Annotated in this window: 19 protein-coding genes; 9 read left to right on the plus strand and 10 right to left on the minus strand. The window is 41.4% G+C overall.

The features are described from left to right. Window positions 1-99 precede the first annotated feature (99 nt). The 4 genes from L1D50_RS23555 (at window position 100) to L1D50_RS07545 (ending at window position 2,205) form a co-directional block, all read left to right on the plus strand. Complete coding sequence (locus L1D50_RS23555) at window positions 100-390, plus strand: PoNe immunity protein domain-containing protein (protein WP_239965809.1); 291 nt, start codon at window positions 100-102, stop codon at window positions 388-390. 136 nt (window positions 391-526) lie between these two features. Continuing rightward, window positions 527-1,045: an SMI1/KNR4 family protein gene (locus L1D50_RS07535; RefSeq protein ID WP_138525026.1), complete on the plus strand. Its 519-nt coding sequence runs from the start codon at window positions 527-529 to the stop codon at window positions 1,043-1,045. Window positions 1,046-1,088: 43 nt separating this feature from the next. Then, on the plus strand, window positions 1,089-1,409 hold the full coding sequence (locus L1D50_RS07540) for an immunity protein YezG family protein (RefSeq protein WP_128727321.1): 321 nt from the start codon (window positions 1,089-1,091) through the stop codon (window positions 1,407-1,409). A 106-nt stretch (window positions 1,410-1,515) separates the two neighbouring features. Beyond that, window positions 1,516-2,205 carry a GAD-like domain-containing protein gene (locus L1D50_RS07545; protein ID WP_128727320.1) on the plus strand — a complete coding sequence of 230 codons (690 nt, stop codon included), beginning with the start codon at window positions 1,516-1,518 and terminating at the stop codon, window positions 2,203-2,205. A gap of 352 nt (window positions 2,206-2,557) precedes the next feature. Here L1D50_RS07545 and L1D50_RS07550 read toward each other — a convergent pair whose 3' ends face one another. Beyond that, window positions 2,558-3,670 carry an alpha/beta hydrolase gene (locus tag L1D50_RS07550; RefSeq protein WP_128727319.1) on the minus strand — a complete coding sequence of 371 codons (1,113 nt, stop codon included), beginning with the start codon at window positions 3,668-3,670 and terminating at the stop codon, window positions 2,558-2,560. 153 nt (window positions 3,671-3,823) lie between these two features. On the opposite strand from L1D50_RS07550, the gene L1D50_RS07555 reads away from it, so the two are divergent. Beyond that, window positions 3,824-4,519, plus strand: coding sequence for a response regulator (locus tag L1D50_RS07555; protein WP_128727318.1), 696 nt, complete (start codon window positions 3,824-3,826; stop codon window positions 4,517-4,519). 41 nt (window positions 4,520-4,560) lie between these two features. Beyond that, window positions 4,561-5,859, plus strand: a complete 1,299-nt coding sequence (locus tag L1D50_RS07560) for an ATP-binding protein (protein WP_239965810.1) — start codon at window positions 4,561-4,563, stop codon at window positions 5,857-5,859. 5 nt (window positions 5,860-5,864) lie between these two features. On the opposite strand, the gene L1D50_RS23430 is transcribed toward L1D50_RS07560, so the two are convergent. From L1D50_RS23430 to L1D50_RS07590, 7 genes are all read right to left on the minus strand, one after another. Continuing rightward, window positions 5,865-5,996 (minus strand): hypothetical protein, encoded by a 132-nt coding sequence (locus L1D50_RS23430; RefSeq protein WP_275660168.1) that lies wholly within the window; start codon window positions 5,994-5,996, stop codon window positions 5,865-5,867. Window positions 5,997-6,110: 114 nt separating this feature from the next. Continuing rightward, the gene (locus L1D50_RS07565; protein ID WP_138522558.1) at window positions 6,111-7,703 is read right to left on the minus strand and encodes a hypothetical protein; all 1,593 of its coding nucleotides are present in this window, start codon (window positions 7,701-7,703) and stop codon (window positions 6,111-6,113) included. Between the two features lie 146 nt (window positions 7,704-7,849). Then, on the minus strand, window positions 7,850-9,076 hold the full coding sequence (locus L1D50_RS07570) for a HAMP domain-containing sensor histidine kinase (protein WP_239965811.1): 1,227 nt from the start codon (window positions 9,074-9,076) through the stop codon (window positions 7,850-7,852). Continuing rightward, window positions 9,063-9,761: a response regulator transcription factor gene (locus L1D50_RS07575; protein ID WP_138522554.1), complete on the minus strand. Its 699-nt coding sequence runs from the start codon at window positions 9,759-9,761 to the stop codon at window positions 9,063-9,065. Before L1D50_RS07575 ends, L1D50_RS07570 begins: the two co-directional genes overlap by 14 nt. Further along, entirely contained in the window at window positions 9,740-11,140 is a 1,401-nt protein-coding gene (locus L1D50_RS07580) for a glycosyltransferase family 39 protein (RefSeq protein ID WP_128727313.1), read from the minus strand. The genes L1D50_RS07575 and L1D50_RS07580 overlap by 22 nt, the downstream gene beginning before the upstream one ends. Further along, window positions 11,130-12,161: a glycosyltransferase family 2 protein gene (locus L1D50_RS07585; protein WP_128727312.1), complete on the minus strand. Its 1,032-nt coding sequence runs from the start codon at window positions 12,159-12,161 to the stop codon at window positions 11,130-11,132. The genes L1D50_RS07580 and L1D50_RS07585 overlap by 11 nt, the downstream gene beginning before the upstream one ends. Window positions 12,162-12,664: 503 nt before the next feature. Continuing rightward, entirely contained in the window at window positions 12,665-14,548 is a 1,884-nt protein-coding gene (locus L1D50_RS07590) for a methyl-accepting chemotaxis protein (RefSeq protein ID WP_128727310.1), read from the minus strand. Window positions 14,549-14,632: 84 nt separating this feature from the next. On the opposite strand from L1D50_RS07590, the gene L1D50_RS07595 reads away from it, so the two are divergent. Both L1D50_RS07595 and L1D50_RS07600 read left to right on the plus strand, forming a co-directional pair. After that, on the plus strand, window positions 14,633-15,793 hold the full coding sequence (locus L1D50_RS07595) for a porin (protein ID WP_128727309.1): 1,161 nt from the start codon (window positions 14,633-14,635) through the stop codon (window positions 15,791-15,793). A 120-nt stretch (window positions 15,794-15,913) separates the two neighbouring features. Then, a complete protein-coding gene (locus tag L1D50_RS07600) occupies window positions 15,914-16,555 on the plus strand; it encodes an alpha/beta fold hydrolase (protein WP_128727308.1) in 642 nt (213 codons plus the stop codon). Here L1D50_RS07600 and L1D50_RS07605 read toward each other — a convergent pair. Continuing rightward, entirely contained in the window at window positions 16,552-16,761 is a 210-nt protein-coding gene (locus L1D50_RS07605; protein ID WP_128727307.1) for a hypothetical protein, read from the minus strand. The two genes, L1D50_RS07600 and L1D50_RS07605, sit on opposite strands and share 4 nt — an antisense overlap. A gap of 404 nt (window positions 16,762-17,165) precedes the next feature. On the opposite strand from L1D50_RS07605, the gene L1D50_RS07610 reads away from it, so the two are divergent. Next, on the plus strand, window positions 17,166-17,639 hold the full coding sequence (locus L1D50_RS07610; RefSeq protein ID WP_010376518.1) for a Dps family protein: 474 nt from the start codon (window positions 17,166-17,168) through the stop codon (window positions 17,637-17,639). A 706-nt stretch (window positions 17,640-18,345) separates the two neighbouring features. Here the strand turns inward: L1D50_RS07610 and L1D50_RS07615 are convergent. Then, window positions 18,346-20,409, minus strand: a complete 2,064-nt coding sequence (locus tag L1D50_RS07615) for a S9 family peptidase (protein ID WP_128727306.1) — start codon at window positions 20,407-20,409, stop codon at window positions 18,346-18,348. Window positions 20,410-20,490: the final 81 nt, after the last annotated feature.

Here is a 20,490-nt window from a genome sequence, read left to right on the forward strand (position 1 = left end):
ACTTTAGACTAAAAAATTATCGAGAAAAAATAAAAAAGGTCCAACCTAATAGTCAGTTTGAAGTTGAAGTCAAAATGAAAGGTTTATTTAGGCTAGTCAGTGACTCTTTGTATCTTATTCATCAGAAATACTCTCGCGGCGATGATCTCTGAATTTAAACCATTTTTATTAAATATGTTAATCTATCGCCAATGGCAAAAAGACTATCTAGATGCTTGGTATGTATTGGAAGGTAGCCCAGATTATCACTTAATGGCTACAGATGCTTACATTGGCTACTGGTGCTGGGAAATTGCACTTGTTGTTACGGTATTCAACATCGATGACAGCAGTTTTATAAATCATCCATACTATCCGAAAGACCTCGTACATTGGCAAGATAATCAGTAGGAGGCAACAGTGCTCAAACTACGGACCTATAACAAACAAATTTAACAACAACCTGCCGACGACAAAGCAAACAAGGATCGTGGTATCGGCGCTACACATGCTACAAGCCCAACTGAAATATTAAGGATAGTAAACGATGATTAAAAATGTTCTGTTCTCTCTTGGTGCCACACCCTTGCATAAAAAAAGCACTAAAAAATTAAAAATCAGTGAGATAGAAAATAAATTTAACTTCAAGCTCCCAAATGAACTGAGGGAACTTTATTCACTGTTCACTTCATCCGTTATTTTTGAATCTGGCGCTAAAATTAAGCCAAACCAAGCCGCGCCATTTGCTGATAATGAAGGTTATCAGTCAATTGAAATACTTTATGGTATTGATAATGAAAATAACAATATTCTTCAGAAAAATGTCATGTACGAAGAACTTCAGCAAAAAGGCTATTTTATCTTTGGTGCTTCTTGTGGTGGCGATCAACTTTGTTTAGGAAAAAACGATCTCAAAGTTTACTGTTGGGATCACGAAAGCAGTGAAAACGAACAAGAATTTTATGAGATTTCAACCAACCTATCTTCATTTTTTAACGCGCTCAAAGCTGATGAAGATGAGCAACCAGCAAAGATAGATGATACTAACTCATTTCTATCTTTTTAGTTCACCAAACATAAATTACGATAACTCACTTGGAGTAATAACGATGGAAACAGTTCATGCGATTTACAACCAGATAGCACAAAACATAGTAAATTCAATTAGGACACCTTGGGATGAAGCGTTCATAGATTTTAGTTACTACGGAGACTCTGCTAAGTATCAAGGTAAATATCTTCATTATTCAAATAATGAATTGTGTGATTTCAAAGTGGGCTATCAATCCTATCGCCTGTTTAAGCAACTCCATGAGATCACAAGTGGTGATCCAGAAGAAAAATGGGATAGAGTTAGGTTTGTACTCAAACAAAGTGGTGAATTCAATATTGACTATGAATGGGACCAAGAGCTAAAAGATGAAGTATGACATAGATCTTAAAGCGTACTGAGTAAAACACCTCTACATTCGCCTATTTAGCCAGCAACAACAAGCTTTCCTACGAACTAACAGTGCCTCTACACAGGTGTATACAATGAACAAATTTTTTGACAACTTCTATCACTTTAAGGGATTTGGTCCAGCTATAAAATCAGTTCAACCGAAGGAAGAACAGCTACTACACTATCAAGGTATTTTACCCGATAACCTAATTGAATATTGGCAAGAATATGGTTTTTGCGGTTGGGGCGATGGACGATTTTGGCAGGTTAACCCTAAAGATTATCAAGCTATTTTGGCCAAGTGGCTAAAAGAAACCGAGTTTGAGCAAATGCAGCATAATGATCAAAACCACTTTTCGGTTATCGCTATAGACGCTTTTGGTAAAATGTACATTTGGGGAGAAAGTTCTGGTTACAGTCTAAAAATAGTGAGTAGTTATGGCATGATTTTTCCGTCTTTCAATCGTGAGCTTTATAGCCAACACAACCCCTCTAGAGCCTTAGATTTATTTTTCGCCACTCAACCTCCAAAAGCAGAATTGGATTTAAGCGATCATAATGATCAACCGCTTTTCGACCGTGCAGTTGAAAAGCTAGGCCCTCTTGAAAATGGAGAAATCTATGGCTTTGCGCCAGCTCTTGCCCTTGGTGGCGAACCTAAGCTTGAGAATCTCCAAAAGGTAAAAGCCACGGAACATTTAGCTTTCCTAGCTGATCTTGGAGAGAAACGTGTTATGGCTGATATCGTCGCGCTATCTAACCAATTACCCCATAACCAATAGCACCTTTTTAAGTCCTTTAAATACAAAGGTGTCGCTAGGCTAGGTTCAATCACCCTCCTAGCCTACATTTTTCACCAAATTTCTTCTGCTGCTTTCGTTTACATTTTTAATTAGAGAAACCACGGTATCTAACCTTTAACTACTCTACTGAGATGGTGTGCAGTGGTAAGACAAAGCCACCAATTAGAGACCCAGTTAATACCTAAGAAACATCAACAGTCAAGACCTAGGTAAACAATCCGCCGCGAAAGTAAAAAAACATCGTCAAAGGTCTGCATGACTCACTTGACAACATTTCTACCAACTAAACAAGCAAAAGTGACAGTTAAATTTATCACTCTTGCTGCCAATATCATTCAATTGTTGTGATTAACCCATACTGTTCTGACTCTGCTTTAGTGACCCAGTGCTCGCCCTCAGCTGGCGCTGACTCCAAAGTAAAAATGTAAAAACTTACTCCTTTATCACCAAGCATTTTTTTAAAGTACGTAGCTTGTCTTCTATGGCTTGCATCAGTGTATGGTATATCTAGTGCTGAGCTATCACCATTACTCCAGCTATGAACCCCAATCTGTTTGTTATCTTCAATAGCGTCAGAATCTATTGCTCTTCTTAATATTCTTGGGTTTCCAGCTGCAAATAAATCTGTTCCACCCGAGAAAACTGAGCCTGATCTCGAGACTAACGTGGTCATGTTGTGCTCTCTGATCAGCATACCTGTATACATGTTTATATCATCGTCTGCACTTCCACCGATATGGTTAGCAAAGTTTAATGTCATCTTTGTACCTTCAAACTGCGACGTGAGCTCTTTTAATTGCGTATATGTACTTAATCCAAGTGTCGATTGAACTCGTTCCTCACTGCCGTCCATTTTAAGTATTTCCGTGAAGAAGTCTTCAAAGCCGAAAGATGTTGTCACGGTCACTTGGTTATTCGAAGTACTGGCTGTTAAAACAGTTGAGCCAATGATTTCAATAAACTCTAGCACTTGGTTTGAAAATTCAACTTGAATCTCAGACGCATCTCTTTGGGAAGCGGACAGTATCACCGTCGAGTCTTCACCCACGGTACGTGTTTTATCACTGCAATCGAATAACTCCATTAGTTCACTCGGACTGTAAATAAAACATGTCCCTTCAGCACTGTTATCGAGCAACAGATCTAAATTTTTTCCGTCTGCATTTTCAAGTTTTACTATCCATTGACTATCATTTAGCTGTTCTGAAAACATTACCTTGTCGAATAATTGCCCTTGAAAATTCAACTTAACAGAAGAGCGAACCACCGCTCGTTCATCTAAAAGCTCCTTCAGTTCTGACTCAGAAAAGCGGTAATTAGCCAAAGGCAGGTCTGTTGTCTCTGCTGGTTTTGGCGTTATAGTGGTTTTTGAGTTTGAATTTGAGTTACAACCAACCACTGAAGCTAAGCAAAATACTGCAACTAATGTTTTGAGAGAGTTCATATATATTATCTCCTGATTATTTAAAACTTGGTGAAAACTTTACTGCGTAAATAAGGTAATTTCTGTGATTGCTGTGTATGGAAATGTATTTTTTAGGCTGACAAAGTTCATATATACTTGTGGACAGGAAGTTCTTTAGGATCCGGTAAACAGATGAAAACGAGCAAAATGCTAATAGTCGAAGATGACGAAAGGCTCCAAAAGATGCTTAAAGATTACTTCACGGCTCAAGGGTTTAATATCACGGTCGTTGGGGATGGCAGTAAAGCCGTGGATGCTATTTATGAACTTCTGCCCGATATTGTATTATTAGATCTGATGTTGCCTGGCGTTGATGGCCTAACAATTTGTAGACAAGCAAGAAAGAACTTTCAAGGCAAGATATTAATATTAACAGCAAGTGATGATGATTTTGATCACGTTGTTGGCTTAGAAATTGGTGCTGATGATTATGTCACTAAACCTATAAAACCTAGGGTGCTGCTTGCCCGAGTGCGCTCTTTGCTGAGACGTCCAGCGCTTCCCCAACAAACTGAGTCTGAAACACTTTACTTTGGCAAGCTAAAGCTTGAGCGGAAATACAAACACTGCGAGTTTGATAGAAAGCTGATCCACCTGACGGAAAGCGAGTTTGATCTACTCTGGCTATTAGCAACTAGAGCCGATGAAGTTGTATCGCGCGATGAACTCACCAAAGCACTTCGAGGCATTGAATATGATGGTGTAGATCGAACGATAGACAATCGCATTGTCCGGGTACGTAAGCTGCTCAGTCATGTTCAAGACGTCTCGAAAGGCATTCAAACAGTTCGTGGAAAAGGTTATTTATTTGATAGCCATGCCTGGTGAATATACTTCCTTGATTTAATTCAGGTAAAAGCTGGCTCTATATGAGAAGAATTTTTGTTGAATCACTACTTGTACTGTTTATTTGCTTCATCGTAGCAGTATTCGCTTATGAGTGGCTGGTGTATGGAATAACAACAGACTACGAGTTCTTATTAGAAGATTATGAAGCAATGGCACACCAGCAATTACTCCAAAACATAGCAGATAATCAAGGTATTGAGGCAGCTAAAAGCGCGATGCAGCAATTCTCTACCCAGACGGAACAGCTATTTACAATTTACCATTCTGTAGCACAATTACCGGCTTCTGTGGCCACAGCACTTAATCAGAGTAATCCTACTCACATATTTTTTGATGATAATCGAACCCTGTGGTTTAAGTTGACTGGCTATGCAGCATTCTTCAGCTACACACCCGACTCCCAAAGTATTATTAGGGCAAAAGTCGAACTTGAAAATAATCTTTTCTTGATATTTTTAGCTATTAGTTTTGTTATATTTGGATTGATTAATATTTTCCTTATTTATAGAAGAGTCAGGCTCTTGGAGCAAGCAACAATTCGGTTTGCTCAAGGAGATTTAGCTAGTCGTGCTGATACCTCAGGCTCTAGCTCATTAGGAACGTTAAACCGCACTTTTAATGACATGGCCAGCCGGATTATGCACTTAGTTGAAAGTAATCGCGCTTTGACGAATGCTGTGGCTCATGAAATGCGGACTCCAATATTCCGCATCCAATGGCAAGCAGAATTACTAAAAGAGACTGCTTTAAATAGTGAACAAATGTCAACCATACAAGAGGTGATTGCTGACACCGAGGAAATGGAGCAAATGATCGATGAACTATTACACTATACAAAATTAGAAAATAGTGGCCAAAGGTTAGTGATGGAGAAATTCGATCTTAGCGCTTTGATAAATCGGGCTAAGCATCGATGGCAAAAAGAAAGAAGGCACAACATAGCGCTAGATATTCGCTTCAATTCTTCAAAGGTTTTTGTAATCGCTGATAAAAAATTGCTTACGAGAGCCCTTGATAACGTCATCCGCAATGCGTTTAAGTTTGCTAAATCGAAAGTGCGAGTCGTATGTTCTGAGCAAAATAATCACATCGAGATTTTTATTCATGATGATGGCCCAGGTGTTGATAAAAAGCACAAAACACATATATTTGAGCCTTTTTATGTAGCAGATCAAGCAAGAAACAAGGGAGTGAGTGGTTATGGGTTAGGGCTATCTATCGTACAAAAGATATGTGAACAACACCGAGGCTCAATTACCGTCTCAGACAGTGAAGAGCTTGGAGGTGCACTTTTTACATTCAAACTCCCAACCAGCTAAACATACTAAAGCCATAGATATATTGAATATTTAGCCAATTTAAACTGATACCAATTTCTGACTTCAACGTCTGTATTGATAGTGGTCACCATGATAGTGGTCGCCATGATAGTGGTCGCCATGATAGTGGTCGCCATGATAGTGGTCGCCGTATGATTGAGTTAAATAACCTGAGTTTCAGCAACAACCATACCGCTTAGCAATAAATTAAGAAAGAGCTACATAAGCAGCTCTTAGCGATACCATTTCGGCTAGCTCTGTACAATTTCAAATATAGAAATCGGTGGTACGGCCTCGTTATTTTCGTGATCCCCAATGATATAAATCTTTCCCTCACGAATTGCAAAATCACTGGGCTCTTTGACATCCGCTTCACTCAGATCAATTACTGATACAATTCCTCCAGTCATGGTCAATTTAAGTAGTTTGGTAAATCTTTGAGAGAGTACGTATATCGCTCCGTCTTTGTACACGACTCCTTGGGCATCATATTCGAAAATACTCCCGTTCGATTCTGAACCATAGGTGATCGGATAGATGTTAATTACTTTATATGTAGAATCTAAAATAATGAGCTTATCTTCTTCCTCAGCGCCGTCTTGATCAGTAACAAGATAAAACTCTCCTGTGGCTTCATTGTGTCCTAAACCAGCATATTCATACGCATCTCCTTGCTCATTGGTCGCAGCCACCACGACTTCTTCTTTTAATTGATATTCACTTCCAACTTTCACAAACAGACCAATTACTCCTGTATCTGTGATTGCATGAAAGCTATCTGAAGTACCAACAACCGCTTCTGTACAACCCTGATTACATTCAATACTGCTGAATTGAAGCGATACTTTTTCTATTATCTTAAAAGAACTATCAAGCAAAAAGACTTCAGCTTGGTCGGTGATCAATAACCACCCCCCACCTTTTACCGGCCAAATTCCTGACGGCTGAGCTATTCCTTGCTCGAGCTCAACCTGTTTTACTAGCTGTAATTCAGTATCGTGCTCAATCGGCCCAGTACCAATTAGCTCACTTTTGTCGGCTACTAAGAAAATATTATTCGCTACGGCGTTCGAGCTCACAATTATTCTCCCATCAGGCGCAAGGCTCACATCATTAAATACTTCACCGTTAAAGCCACTTAGTTTCCACGATGCTGTTAATTTGAGTGATGTCCCAGCAGTATCATATTCAGCAACGATGTAGTCTGCATTGTTGCCTGCCAGTACCAATAATTTTTCACCGCTCCACGCTAGCCCCTGAGGTTCGTACTCTCCTTTCAAGTCATAAACCAGTTCTGCTTCCGTTGCTGTATCAAAGTGTATTAATTGGCGATCAGCACGATTAAATAACCATAATTTGCTGGGCTCTTGGTCATTTACAGCTAACTCTGTAAGTTTATAGTGCGTTTTTAACTGCCATGTTGAAACCACACCATTTGGTAAGCCTGTTCGGCTCACCGTATTTGCCCCCGACACAAACCAATACGCTTGTTCTTGTACTTCTAAGTCTGTCGCTTCTTGCAATGCTAAGTCGGAATAGTCCTGTCGTTTATAGCTAAGTGAATCTGAAGCAGTATCTATATACCCAATCACACCATTACTCTGGTGAACATGAAGTAATGGTCCATACATATTAATACTGGTGATCCCCTCTAAAGAATCTACTCCGGTGGGATACTCCACATATAGTGTAATAGGAAAGTCTTGTACCAACGTTTTACTTTGATCTGGTTCAGATAAGTCGATGGTAAGATTGGTTGAGTGCTCAACCTGTTTGTTCTGTTTACTGCCACCACAAGCTACAGCACCAAGTAAGCAGCAAATTAATAGTAAAGTATTTTTCAAAGTAATCACCTTCGTTCCTCTGTTTAATCTAGCATCAGAGTATCGAGGTAAGCGTCTATAAAATGTCGCAGCAGTTGGGGCTAATTAGGGTCTGTTAATCTTTCAAATTTATTTTTTGCAGCAAAGAGCGTTCGGCCCGAATATATTTAAAATACAATTTTCGCGGTACAGCCAAATTCAGAGTTTTGCGTTAATGAAAACTGCCACTGGTACTTAGTACAAATATCCGCAACTATCTGAAGCCCGAAACCAAACCCTTCATACCCTCTCGGTTTCTCGTCTAAACCACACCCAGAATCAACTATTTCTAAGCTTGATTGTGAAAGGAATAGGCTTACTTGCCCTTCATAAGTACAATTTATAGCATTGTCTAGTAGGTTTCTAATCAAAGCTTTTAATAAAACTTCATCGCAACACACGACGCATGGCTCTAAAAGTTGTAATTTTAATTCTGTTTTATTTGCCACAGATTTACTGCTAAATGGTGCCACTATTTCATTTAGCCATTCGGCTGTGATTTCAAAACGGCAAGGTTCACCAAGACTCTCTCTAGCCAAACTTAAAAAGGTATATGTAAGATCGGTGACCTGCTCAATAGCCAGATCGATTCCTCTTAGCTGTTTACTCTCCCCTGTGTGCTTTTTTAATACCGCGACATTTCCCTTGATCACCATCATCGGCGTACGCAGTTCATGACTTACATAGCGTGTGAAGCTTTGCTCTCGATTAAGCATTTGCTTCATTCTACTGCGATAGTGGTTAACTGCTGACTCTATACTTAGTATCTCTAAGCAACTATTTTTACTACTAATTTTTGTTTCTTCATGGTCAAGACTTTGGTCACTAATATGTTCTACTAAACATTGTAGTGGCTTTGCAAGATAGGCAGCTTGAAGTCTAATAAGATAGGTGACTAGCAAAAATAACAAAGTACCAAACACAGCAAAACCAATTTCAACGACTGCCAAATCAATATCTTGCCATTCGGTCGCATTAATATCTTCGACAGCATATAAGACTTTAGAACCGCCACCTTTCATAGTCATTTTATAGGCAAGTACACAGAATTCACTATCATCATCAAATTGCAGTGTTGTCACCCCTAACCAATCAGGTTTGATGTCAGCTTGAATTGCTTTAGGGAGTGCCTGATAATCTTGATACAACCTCAACAAAGGGCTGACTAATTTCTCTTTTCCTTCTTGCTCTGAAAATTCTTGTAAATGATAAGGTCCTACAATACTCAACCGTTGCTCACTTGCTCGGTTTTCTGTGTACAAAATAGCGAGAGAGACAGCTAATGTATATATTGAAATAAGCCCAATAGCACCAAGCCAAGATGCTTTAAATAGCTGTTGCTTAAGTGTTTTCATCAGAAACCAACTTGTAGCCGAACTTTGGTACCGTAACCAACATCTCTGCATCAAACGCTTTATCTATGATCTTTCTTAGCTGGTACATATGACGCCTTAATAGATCTTGGTCGGGTACCTCGTCTTGCCAAAGTGCAACTTCGAGGGACTCTCTTGAAACCGGCTTTGGACTTTGCTGTGCTAACAATAAGAGTATCTTGTAGCAGCTAGGGTTGAGCCTCAATACACTTTCATTTCGCGTCACCAAACGCTGTTGTAAATCTATTTGCAATGAGCCAACGTTTATTATTTTCTTGAAGCCATCTCCGCGCACTCGCCGCACTACAGCATGTATCCTTGCTTCTAGCAAAGAGAGATCAAATGGCTTAATAATATAGTCGTCTGCTCCACCGTTAAGCCCCTGCAACATATCCTGTTGAGTATCACGCGCTGTAAGCATAATAATCGGTGTTGCTACGCCTGACTCTCTGAGCTTACTGCATATTTCAATACCATCTACCCCGGGGAGCATTACATCTAGAATGATACAGTCGTAGTCATATTGAAGAGCGAGCTGCAAACCAAGTGTTCCATTTGCAGCGTAATCCAAGTGATGCCCATCTCCCTCGAAATAGTCAAATATGGTTTCAGCTACTTGCTGCGAATCTTCCACTAGCAGTATTTTTAATGGTGTTCTCGCACACATCTGTGCAATATCCTCTGGCGGTTTTCGCTTAACACATCACATTGCAAATTTTTAGGCCATAAAAATGTACTTCTTTGCTCATGTGTTAGCACAACATAACTCGTCTTTTGAGTCTGAATTAGCTGAAAAAGTTCATTATCATCCATAACTAACTCAGCCCAGCCACAACTATAAAAACGCCCTGAAAATGGCAGTTTTTTTAAATAATACACTGGCGTGTTAGGGCAAGGTTTTGATATCGCTGATAGCGTCGTATGCTCAGAATCCTTACTGTGCCAACCAAATATCAATGCTGCTATTAATAATGCATAAAAACAAAAGCTAATAAGCCCAATTTTTATATATCCTTTAAATGGTTCAAAATATAAGGCAACTAATAATGCAAAAGCGGGCAAGCCGGGCAGAACGTAAGCTGATAGGATATTGCTAGCAAAAGTAAAAAGTAATAATGGAGCAATTGTCCAAGTAATTAGATACGTTTTTATTTCAGAACTAAATAACACCGCACGAGTATCTGGCGACTTAAAGAAGCGAATGAAAAATAATACTGACCAAGGGCATGCGACTATCAGCCACATTAGCCAAATCGTGCCTTTTGGTTCCACATGTGCGGTACCATATAGATCTCCCTGCCATCCTGGCTGCAGGAACCGCTGAATATGCTCACCAATTAAGAAGTAATTGAGAAATCCCGGCGTTTTTGACTCAGCCAACATATACCAAGGTAAAAAAGTAACCACAAAAACAGGTAAACCTAATGACCAAGGTAATGCTTTAATCACAGAGTAAAGGCGTTTTTGCCAAATTGCCCATAGCACAATGGCTATCCCTACGATAACGACCGCCACAGGCCCTTTAATCAACATGCCTAAACCACAACTGAAAAAGAATATAACGCCTGCAGCCCGGTTATTGTGTTTATAGCATAACCAAAAACTAGCCATTGCTAATGTTGAGCTTAACATCAATGCAGGGTCAGTCATCACCATTCCTGTCGCTATAAAAAACCCAATACAACTAGCAAGGATCAATATACTAGCTTGAGCAATACGCACACCTAGCGAACGCTTTGCGAAGGAATACAATATAATTAAGCTCAGCGCCCCAGTACACCAATGCGCAAAGCGCGCACTCCATGGAGAAATACCAAATGCTTCAAAACTAAGCGCAGTAATCCAAGTATGAGCTGGCGGCTTGCCCCAAAATGGCACACCTTTATCAAACCATGGCGTGATCCAATCTTGAGTCACGATCATTAGCCTTGCTATTTCTGCATATCTCGCTTCTGTAGTATCAAATAAGGGATAGCTTCCTAGTGTAAAAAGCCTCAGTAGCATCAGCCCTAAGACGACACAAAATAGAGTGTAATTATGCCTCATATTGCAACTCTTCTTTTGCTTCGGTCTTTTTAATATCCATCAGTAAATAAACTGGCCGTTGTTTAGCCTCAGTAAAAAGCCCGGCAATGTACTCACCTAAAATACCAATGGCTAATAGCTGCACGCCACCTAACGCTAACACAGTCAACATAATACTTGGATAACCAGGTACCGGCTCGCCAAACACGAGTGTTTTGACCAGCACCCAAATGGCAAAAATAAATGCATATAAGGAAATGACGCAACCTACCCAAGTAGCAAGCCTTAAAGGCTTCATGCTGAATGAAGTTATTCCCGAAAGTCCAAGCTTAACAAGCTGTAAATAGCTCCATTTAGTTTCTCCTGCTGCCCGTTCTGGACGCTTAAACTCGAGGGTCGTTTGATTAAACCCAGGCCAACTCATTAGCCCTTTCATATAGCGGTTTCGCTCAGGAAGCGTGTTGATAGCATCAACGACTTTGCGATCTAATAGCCTAAAATCACCAACGTCTTCTTCTACTGGACTATCTGATACCCAATTAAGTAATTTATAATAGCACCGAGCACTCGCTGTTTTTAACCACGACTCTCCTTCGCGGGCACTGCGTTTCATATTGACTACATCAAAACCCTTTTTCCACGCCTCAAGCATTTTTGGCAGTAACTCTGGTGGATCCTGTAAATCAGCATCAATAGGGATCACCGCATCGCCTTGCGCATGTTCAAATCCAGCAGTTAACGCAGCCTCCTTACCAAAATTACGGCTCATTTGCAGGCAAACTACAGATGAAAAACTGTTATTTAACTGGCACATCATTTGCCATGACTCATCTGTACTTCCATCGTCGATGTAGATCAATTCGAATCGATACTCAGGCAGTGTAGCAATCACGGTACATAATTTATGATGTATCGTGTTGAGTACCTCTTGTTCATTAAACGCAGGGACGATTAAAGAGATAAGTGCCCTATTGGTGTAACGTATTTTGCGCTGCGTACGGGCCATATTCGACCTATCAATGGCAACCATTAGCTTGGTCATAACTCTGTTCCAATTATTGCATTTAGCGCAGTTTAAAATTAACAATGTCGAAAAAATGTCTACATTGGGACGACTTTTTTTTGACCTGCTATTTAGCAAGCTCTGTTATTTTGAGGTGGCTTGTTATGCAGTTTTTTCGTTTTTTATGTGTTGGAGGAGCGGGCTTTGTAGTTGACTGGAGTGTTTTTAGCACGCTTTTAGCTAACTCATCTACGCCATTTTTCGCAAGGTTAATCGCATTTTGGTGTGCAGTTATGACAACATGGTTAGGTAATAGGTTTTTCACTTTTACACAAGCACAACGGGTGCGTGTTATTAGTCAGCTATCCAAACATATACTTATCAGCCATTTATTTGGCGTTGTGAACCTAGGTGTATTTTGGCTTTTTTTACCACTTACCAACGTACATGTTGCATTTGCCTTGGGTATACTCTTAGCGACGGCGGGCAATTTCCTATTAAGCAAACGGTGGGTATATAAGCCCTGTTAGTCACCGATATTTTCACAGCGTAAACTTAGACAGCAGCACCTCTTGCTCATGGGCATTTTTCGCGAGTTCTTCGCTGGCACTATATTGCTTGTCTGAAAAGCTGCCGACTTCAACGCTGATATCGTTGATATGTATTGTATTTTTATTGATTTCTTCAATCACCACACTTTGCTCTTCGATGGCGGTCGCAATTTGGATATTGCGATCCATAAGCTCTTTTACTGCTTCTGAGATTTCTTCTAGCATATGTGTTGCTTGTTCGGTTTGTGAAACACATTGCTGGGTTTTATCTCGGCTGCTTCCCATGGATTGCTGAACTTGAATGGACGAGGCTTGGATCTGGTCGATCATGGATTTAATTTCGGTGGTGGATTCCTGTGTTTTTGATGCTAAAGAGCGCACTTCATCTGCCACTACCGCAAAACCACGACCTTGCTCTCCGGCACGTGCGGCTTCAATTGCAGCGTTAAGTGCTAATAGATTAGTCTGTTCTGCAATACCATTTATGACTGAAAGAATATTCTCGATATTTTGGCTATATTCTGCAAGTTGCGTACTTAGCTCGTACGATGCAGTAATATCGTCAGCCAATGCATTAATTTGGCTTCGCGCTTTAAAGAATATCTCTTGCCCTTCGGAGGTCTTTTCATTTACCGAGGTGATGGAGCTTGCGGCTTGCTGCGCGTTACCCGCGATTTCGGTCGAGGTAGTGCTCATTTCATTCATCGCGGTAGCGAGGTTTTCAATCAGGCTAACTTGTTGATCAAGTTTCTGTGAAGAATGCGTCGACAACTCTTTGGCGGCATCACTGCTTATCACCACTTCGTCTGCACGTTCTTTTACATTACTTACCAACCCATGCAAAAAGCCTAAAAAGAGATTGAATTGTCGTGCAACTGTGCCGCATTCATCTTCGTTAACGATTTTTAAGCGCCGAGTTAAGTCACCACCTCCATTTGCCATACTGGTGATCGCAGATTCCAAATCCCGTAATGGTTGGAGTAAGTGAATTGCTAAAGTCCGTACGCAGAATACTCCAATAGCCACGGCTAAAATGGCAATGATCAGGGAGTTTATAGTAATTTCGGTTAGTGTTTTATAGGCTTTTGATTTATCGATTAACACTGCCAAATACCAATCCGTACCAAAGGTATTATCAAGCGAATGTAAGTAAAACAGCCTGTTGCCTTCTTTGGTATCTACTTCTTGCAACTTATCTACGCTACCTAAGCGTAATGCAGGGTATGCCTGTTGCAGTTTTTTGCCGTTAAATTCGGCATGTTGATGAGAAATGATATTACCAGACTTGTCGACCAAAAAGGCATAACCGGTATTATCAAAATTGACCTGATTGACACTATTGGCGATGGTTTTTAGGCTTAAGTCTCCCCCAATAACCCCTTTAAATTTACCATTAACTACGATGGGAGACACTACCGATAGCAACAATTCGCCTGTCGCCGCATCAGTATACGGGCTGGTATACACCGTTTTATTTTGATTTTTACCAAGTTGATACCAAGCTCGCTCTCTAAAATCTACGCCCGGAGGATTTTTACGAGCAGGGTTGTTTGACCTGAGCCCCTCCTCATTTGCCAAAGTACCAAAAGTAAGCAGAAACTCGTTTTTAAATACTGGTGTATTCAACGCTTGCTGAAAGTTATCATCGCTAAAGTTTTGCTCTAACTGACTTTTTATCACATTAATTTGCGTTGCTTTACCAGCCAACCAATTCTCTATGCTCACAGCCAGCAATTGCGTGCTGTCGGTTACATAAGCATGGGTTTTGGTTTTCACCGAATCGCTAACAAACCAGTAAGTAGAAAGCGTCGTTGTGGTGATGATCAATAAGATCACTATGGCAGAAGTCACAGAGAACTTAGTGCGGATCTTCATATTCAACAGCCTGAATAAAAAGTGCTCGAATATCAAAAGTGTTGTCTATAATTCGATTATTGGCAACTGAGCGATGTAAAAACCATGAATTTTACTTTGAGCAACTCAACCGCACTGATTGGCCTAGCCTGTTTACTGACTTCTTCAGCAGTTTTGGCAGCCGATCGCCCTGTCACCATGGCCGACATTGAAAATCTTGAGCGACAATTAGCTGAGCTTAAAGCTCGATTTATGACGCAAAATAGCGACCTAAAGGTCGCTGCTCCAGTGGCAAAGTCAACACCACAAAGTGACCCCGTAAAACCACTGACCGAGCCCTCAACCACCCTCAAAGCCTACGCCACAATACGCCCGACATTTGGCGTAATAAACCAAGATGACGAAAGTAACTGGGATGTTCGTGACGCCTTATCCCACGCAGGGATTAAAGTGACTCATGAATTTATGCCGGGCTGGCAGGCCGAACTTCATGGTGAATGGGGCATCGATCTCGCCAATGAAGGAAATTTTGGCAAATCGCGCCGTGCTTATACTGCGCTAGGTACGCCGTATGGCCGATTTGGTATCGGCAAGCAAAGACCTGCACAGTATCTGTTTATCGCCGAATACGTTGATATTTTTAATCACGCCAGCAGTCCATTTGCTTACGATCCAGAGAGTATTTTTTTCGTTGATAATTTAGTTACTTACCGCTACGAATTGGGGCCAATGACGTTTATCGCCGCAGGCCAATTTAATGGTGATAAAGGCGATAATCAAACGGATTTATTCAACACAGGATTAAGTTACGATAACGCAGGTTTACATGCCGCAATTACTTATCAACAAAACGATGTGTACGATAACGAGCAACATATTGGTGAAAACCAACTCTGGTCTGGCGCACTGGCCTATCAATTTAACTCTCGCTTTTACGCTGCCATGGCCTATCAGGACAAAGACTATCAACGCGTGAGCGCACTCGATTCTCGACAAGGCCACACCTTTGATCTTTCTCTGGCCTATCAACTCGCAAAACATTATAAGCTCAAGACCGGATATTTTGATTTTGATGACGGGTACGGCAGTCACGATCCGCTAAATCAGAGCTTTGATGGCTACAATGTTACACTTGAGTGGTTACCAACACCGCCGCTCAGAGTGCACTTGGAGTATTTGAACAAGTCCTTTGATAATCAAGTGGATATGGATTCCATTTCCATTGGCTTTAGGTACGATTACAAGCAAGAGTGGCAATTTGATTAGCCAAGATCACTGGCTCTAAGATAATAACTTTTCAATTTGACTTGATTCATACATCAAGTATTCAAGTGAGGGTGGTACACTCGCACAAGGCTTAGAAGTATTCAAGTTTAAAGAGGCGGCATGAACCACTCTCCTATTCCACTCAATATTACCGTGAGCGCCAAAATCGAAAGCATTGTAGTGCTACATGGCTTGTACATGTCTGGGTTTGTGATGCGGCCGCTTAGCGCTCGCTTAGGTAAATCAGGCTACCGTATTCTCAATTTAAGCTATAACACGTTAACGCCAAACATTGATGAGATTTGCGCCGCTATTGATACTTTTGTTGGCGACCGCCCTGCCGCACTCGTTTGCCACTCCATGGGGGGCTTAGTTGCAAGGGCGTATTTAGAGCGAGGTTCTGCAACGAGCAAGCAAGTAAAAAAAGTGGTGACCTTGGGGACACCACATAAAGGCAGTGCCATTGCCAAGCATATGCACGACAAAGGACTGGAGCTACTGTTAAAGAACAGTGTGGAATTTTTATTATCTAACAATCAAGATTGGCCTTTCGACGCCAAGCTTTACAGTATTGCAGGCGACTTACCCATTGGACTAATGCCACTACTACAAAAAGGTAGCCAGTCGGATGGTACTGTGTTGTTAGAAGAAACCAAGCTCAGTGGCATGGCCGAGCACAAAGTATTTCATCTCAGCCATACCAGCTTAATATATTCCCGTGCGGTAATGGACTATATCTGCGAGCTGTTAGAGAGGCCTTAGTGCTCTGCGCTTGCAGCCACTTTGTAAGCAATCACAGCGATCAAACCAACTACTAGCGGCACTGGTGCAGCGATATAACCAAAGGTGTCTGAGTTTGCGATACTTGCGCCAGCTAAGTGACCCACTAGCCCAACAACAAATGCTACTAGAGCGATAACAACGACGACGAGTTCCATTTTATGTTCTGATTGTGTTTTGCCTTTCATACTCATTTCCTCAAGTAGTAGACACCGCGTTTTTTGTGTCTTGATGAGATGATTATGCGCTTACAGTGCGGTGATATTTTGACCTAAATCAAGGTTTCAAACCGCCAAAATACGAACGTGATTAAACACTTGTCTTAGATCAAAAACTACGCGCTCAGGTAAGATTTTGGTAAAAGTTGGCAAGCTTTATTCCTGCCAAGTATTCATGTCACCTTGTTATTTTTGAGCGCTTTTTGGGGTTTCATCTTGTTTTTTAACGCGCTCATCCCAACGTCATCTTGTATTAATATTTGATATGTTTTGATTTTAACCATTGATTTTTCCGATTAAACGCTTTGATTTTAATCATTGGGCAATCACCTAAGGTTGCGCCATACTGACTGTGAATCAACAAGGAGCATCGCATGACAAACATTAATTCTATCGGTTTAGACAAAGCAAAGAGCCAAGCACTGGTAACGTCACTTAATACGCTACTAAGTAGCTACCAAATTCAATATATGAATGCCCGTGGTTTTCACTGGAACATCAAAGGTCGTGAGTTTTTTGAACTACACCTAAAATTTGAAGAAATTTATACGCTATTACTTGAGAAGGTAGACGAAATCGCAGAGCGTATTTTGACGATTGAAGGCAACCCATTGCATGCGTTTTCTGATTATTTGGAAACCAGCAAAATTCAAGAAGCAAAAGGGATCAGCAATGGTACGCAAGCACTAGAAACTTTGCTTGATGGCTACACAACGCTTATTTCTATGCAGCGTGAGATTCTAGCGCAGGCGGGCGAAGCCGAAGATGAAGGGACAGCTGCGCTAATGAGTGATTACATCAAAGAGCAAGAAAAGTTGGTGTGGATGCTTAAAGCGTATTTAAACTAAGATAGCTTGCCCCTACGCGGGTTTTCCGAGTAGGGGCTAGTTTACCTCGCGAGCTTTTACCACGTTGTTATCGAGCTAAAGCTGGGATGTACGAGTCGAGCTAAAGCTACGACCTACAAGCTGGGCCAACTCCTATCTAGGTTCCCTCTAGTAGGAGCGAGTTCACCTCGCGAGCTTTTATCACGTTGTTATCAAGCCAAAGCTGGGATGTGCGAGTCGAGCTAAAGCTCCGACCTACAAGCAGAGCCAGATCCTACCTTGGTTCTCCCTTGGTAGGAGCGAGTTCACCTCGCGAGCTTTTATCGCTTTTTGTCGAGCTAACTCAGGATGTGCGAGTCGAGCTAAAGCTACGACCTACAAGCAGAGCCAGATCCTACCTTGGTTCTCCCTTGGTAGGAGCGAGTTCACCTCGCGAGCTTATATAACGTTGTTATCAAGCCAAAGCTGGGATGTACGAGTCGAGCTAAAGCTACGACCTACAAGCTGGGCCAACTCCTATCTAGGTTTCCTCTGGTAGGAGCGAGTTCACCTCGCGAGCTTTTATAACGTTGTTATCAAGCCAAAGCTGGGATGTACGAGTCGAGCTAAAGCTACGACCTACAAGCAGAGCCAGATCCTACCTTGGTTCTCCCTTGGTAGGAGCGAGTTCACCTCGCGAGCTTATATAACGTTGTTATCAAGCCAAAGCTGGGATGTGCGAGTCGAGCTAAAGCTCCGACCTACCATCCAACAAGCTGATAAAGAATGCCATTTCTAGCGCTCTTTCATGCAGGCTTTTAAACCTGCCTGACGCCCCACCGTGACCCGCTTCCAAGTCGGTTTTAAAAATCAGTACGTTATCATCCGTTTTATATTCTCTAAGCTTAGCAACCCACTTCATGGGCTCCCAATACTGCACTTGCGAGTCATGCAGACCTGTGGTCACAAGAATATTTGGATAGGCTTTGGCTTCAATATTGTCATACGGTGAATATGCTAAAATAGTCTGGTAGTCCGCTTCATTATTCGGATTACCCCATTCATCATACTCGTTGGTGGTCAATGGGATTGACTCATCCAACATGGTAGTTAACACATCCAAGAAAGGCACATGGCAGCCTAACCCTAAATACAGCTCTGGAGCTTGGTTTGCAATTGCACCCATTAACAGGCCGCCTGCACTTCCACCTGATGCAAACACTTTGTCTTTATGGCCGTAGCCCTGTTCAACTAGGGCTTTGGTAACATCAATAAAGTCGTTGAAGGTATTTTGCTTATGGGCTTTTTTGCCGTGCTCATACCATTCACGGCCAAGCATCTCAGAACCCCGAATATGCGCAATCGCGTATACAAATCCTCTATCTAACAGGCTTAGAATTTGACTAGAGAAGTTAGGATCGATAGTAATACCATAAGAACCATAACCATACTGCAATAATGGATTGCTACCGTCTTGGTTAAACTTATCTTTGCGATACACCAAAGATACAGGGACTTTAACGCCATCTCTTGCGGTAATATGCAAACGTTCAGAGTGATAATATTCTGGCTTAAAATCGCCTAACACCTGCTGCTGCTTTTTAAGCGTTTTCTTACCTGTAGTTAAATCACAATCGTACACTGAGCTGGGAGTTGTCATACTCGAGTAGTGAATACGAATATTACTTGAACTTGGCTCAGGGTTATTTCCAACCGTGGCAAAATAACAAGCATCATCAAATCCAAGGTGATAGCTCTGCCCTTGATAATCATGAACCACAAAACGGATCTGCCCTTGTTCACGCTCTGTCAGCACAAAGTGACTATTGAACAGCTCCAAGCCTTCTAATAGTACATGGTCGCGATGGGCAACTAACTCTTCCCACTGCTCAACATCACCAATAGTTGCCGCTGTTGCACGCATTAAACGGAAGTTTTTAGCATTCTTATTACTCAGGATGTAAAAGAACTCTCCCATTTTTTCAAGACCATATTCATGGCCAATTTCTCTTGGAATAAGGGTGCTAAACTCACCGCAAGGATCATTTGCATCCAGTATTAACTGATCGCTCGTTTCCGTCGCTGCAAGATAGATATAAATAGCGCTTTCGTCACGACTTTTACCCAATCCCATATAAAATTGGCGATCTTGCTCTTCAAACACCAAAATATCATCGCTTTGTGGCGTTCCCAACACATGGCGATACACTTGGAAGCCGAGCAACGTTTGCTCGTCTTTTTTGACATAAAATACGGTTTTATTGTCGTTCGCCCAAATTACCTGACCTTCCGTGTTATACAGCACGTCTTGTAGTAATGTATTGGTGTTTAAATCAAGAAACTTGATGGTGTAAATTCGACGCCCATCGGTATCTTCACTATAGGCAAGCAATTGCTCATCTGGGCTTACGGTAATATCACCGATGTCGTAAAACTCGTTGCCAGCGGCTAACTGATTAATGTCTAACAGTAGCTTTTTATCCGTCAAATCTTCTTGTGATGCGCGATAATACTTAGCATATTCATCATCACCACTCACTTCACTTACATACCAATAGTTGCCATCTTTTGCAGGCACCGAGCTATCGTCTTTTACAATACGACCTTTCATTTCTTCAAACAGCTGGGTTTGCAGCGCTTGGTGAGGCGCCATTTGCGCTTCACAGTAATCATTCTCTGCTTTTAGATGTGCCAATACGTCGGCATTTTTACGCTCGTCATCACGCATCCAGTAGTAGTTATCGATACGCTCATGATTATGATGCAGCAAGGATTTCGGCTGCTTTCTGGCTAGCGGTTGAGTTTTTTCCATCACCAAGTAGTCATCCTAAATTCGTTATTTTTCACCAGTGTATCATGATTCAAGTGCCACACCAGCGCGCAAAGAAAAAGG

It is taken from the genome of Pseudoalteromonas sp. Isolate6, assembly GCF_022398435.1.
GTDB classification, from domain to species: Bacteria; Pseudomonadota; Gammaproteobacteria; order Enterobacterales; family Alteromonadaceae; genus Pseudoalteromonas; species Pseudoalteromonas galatheae.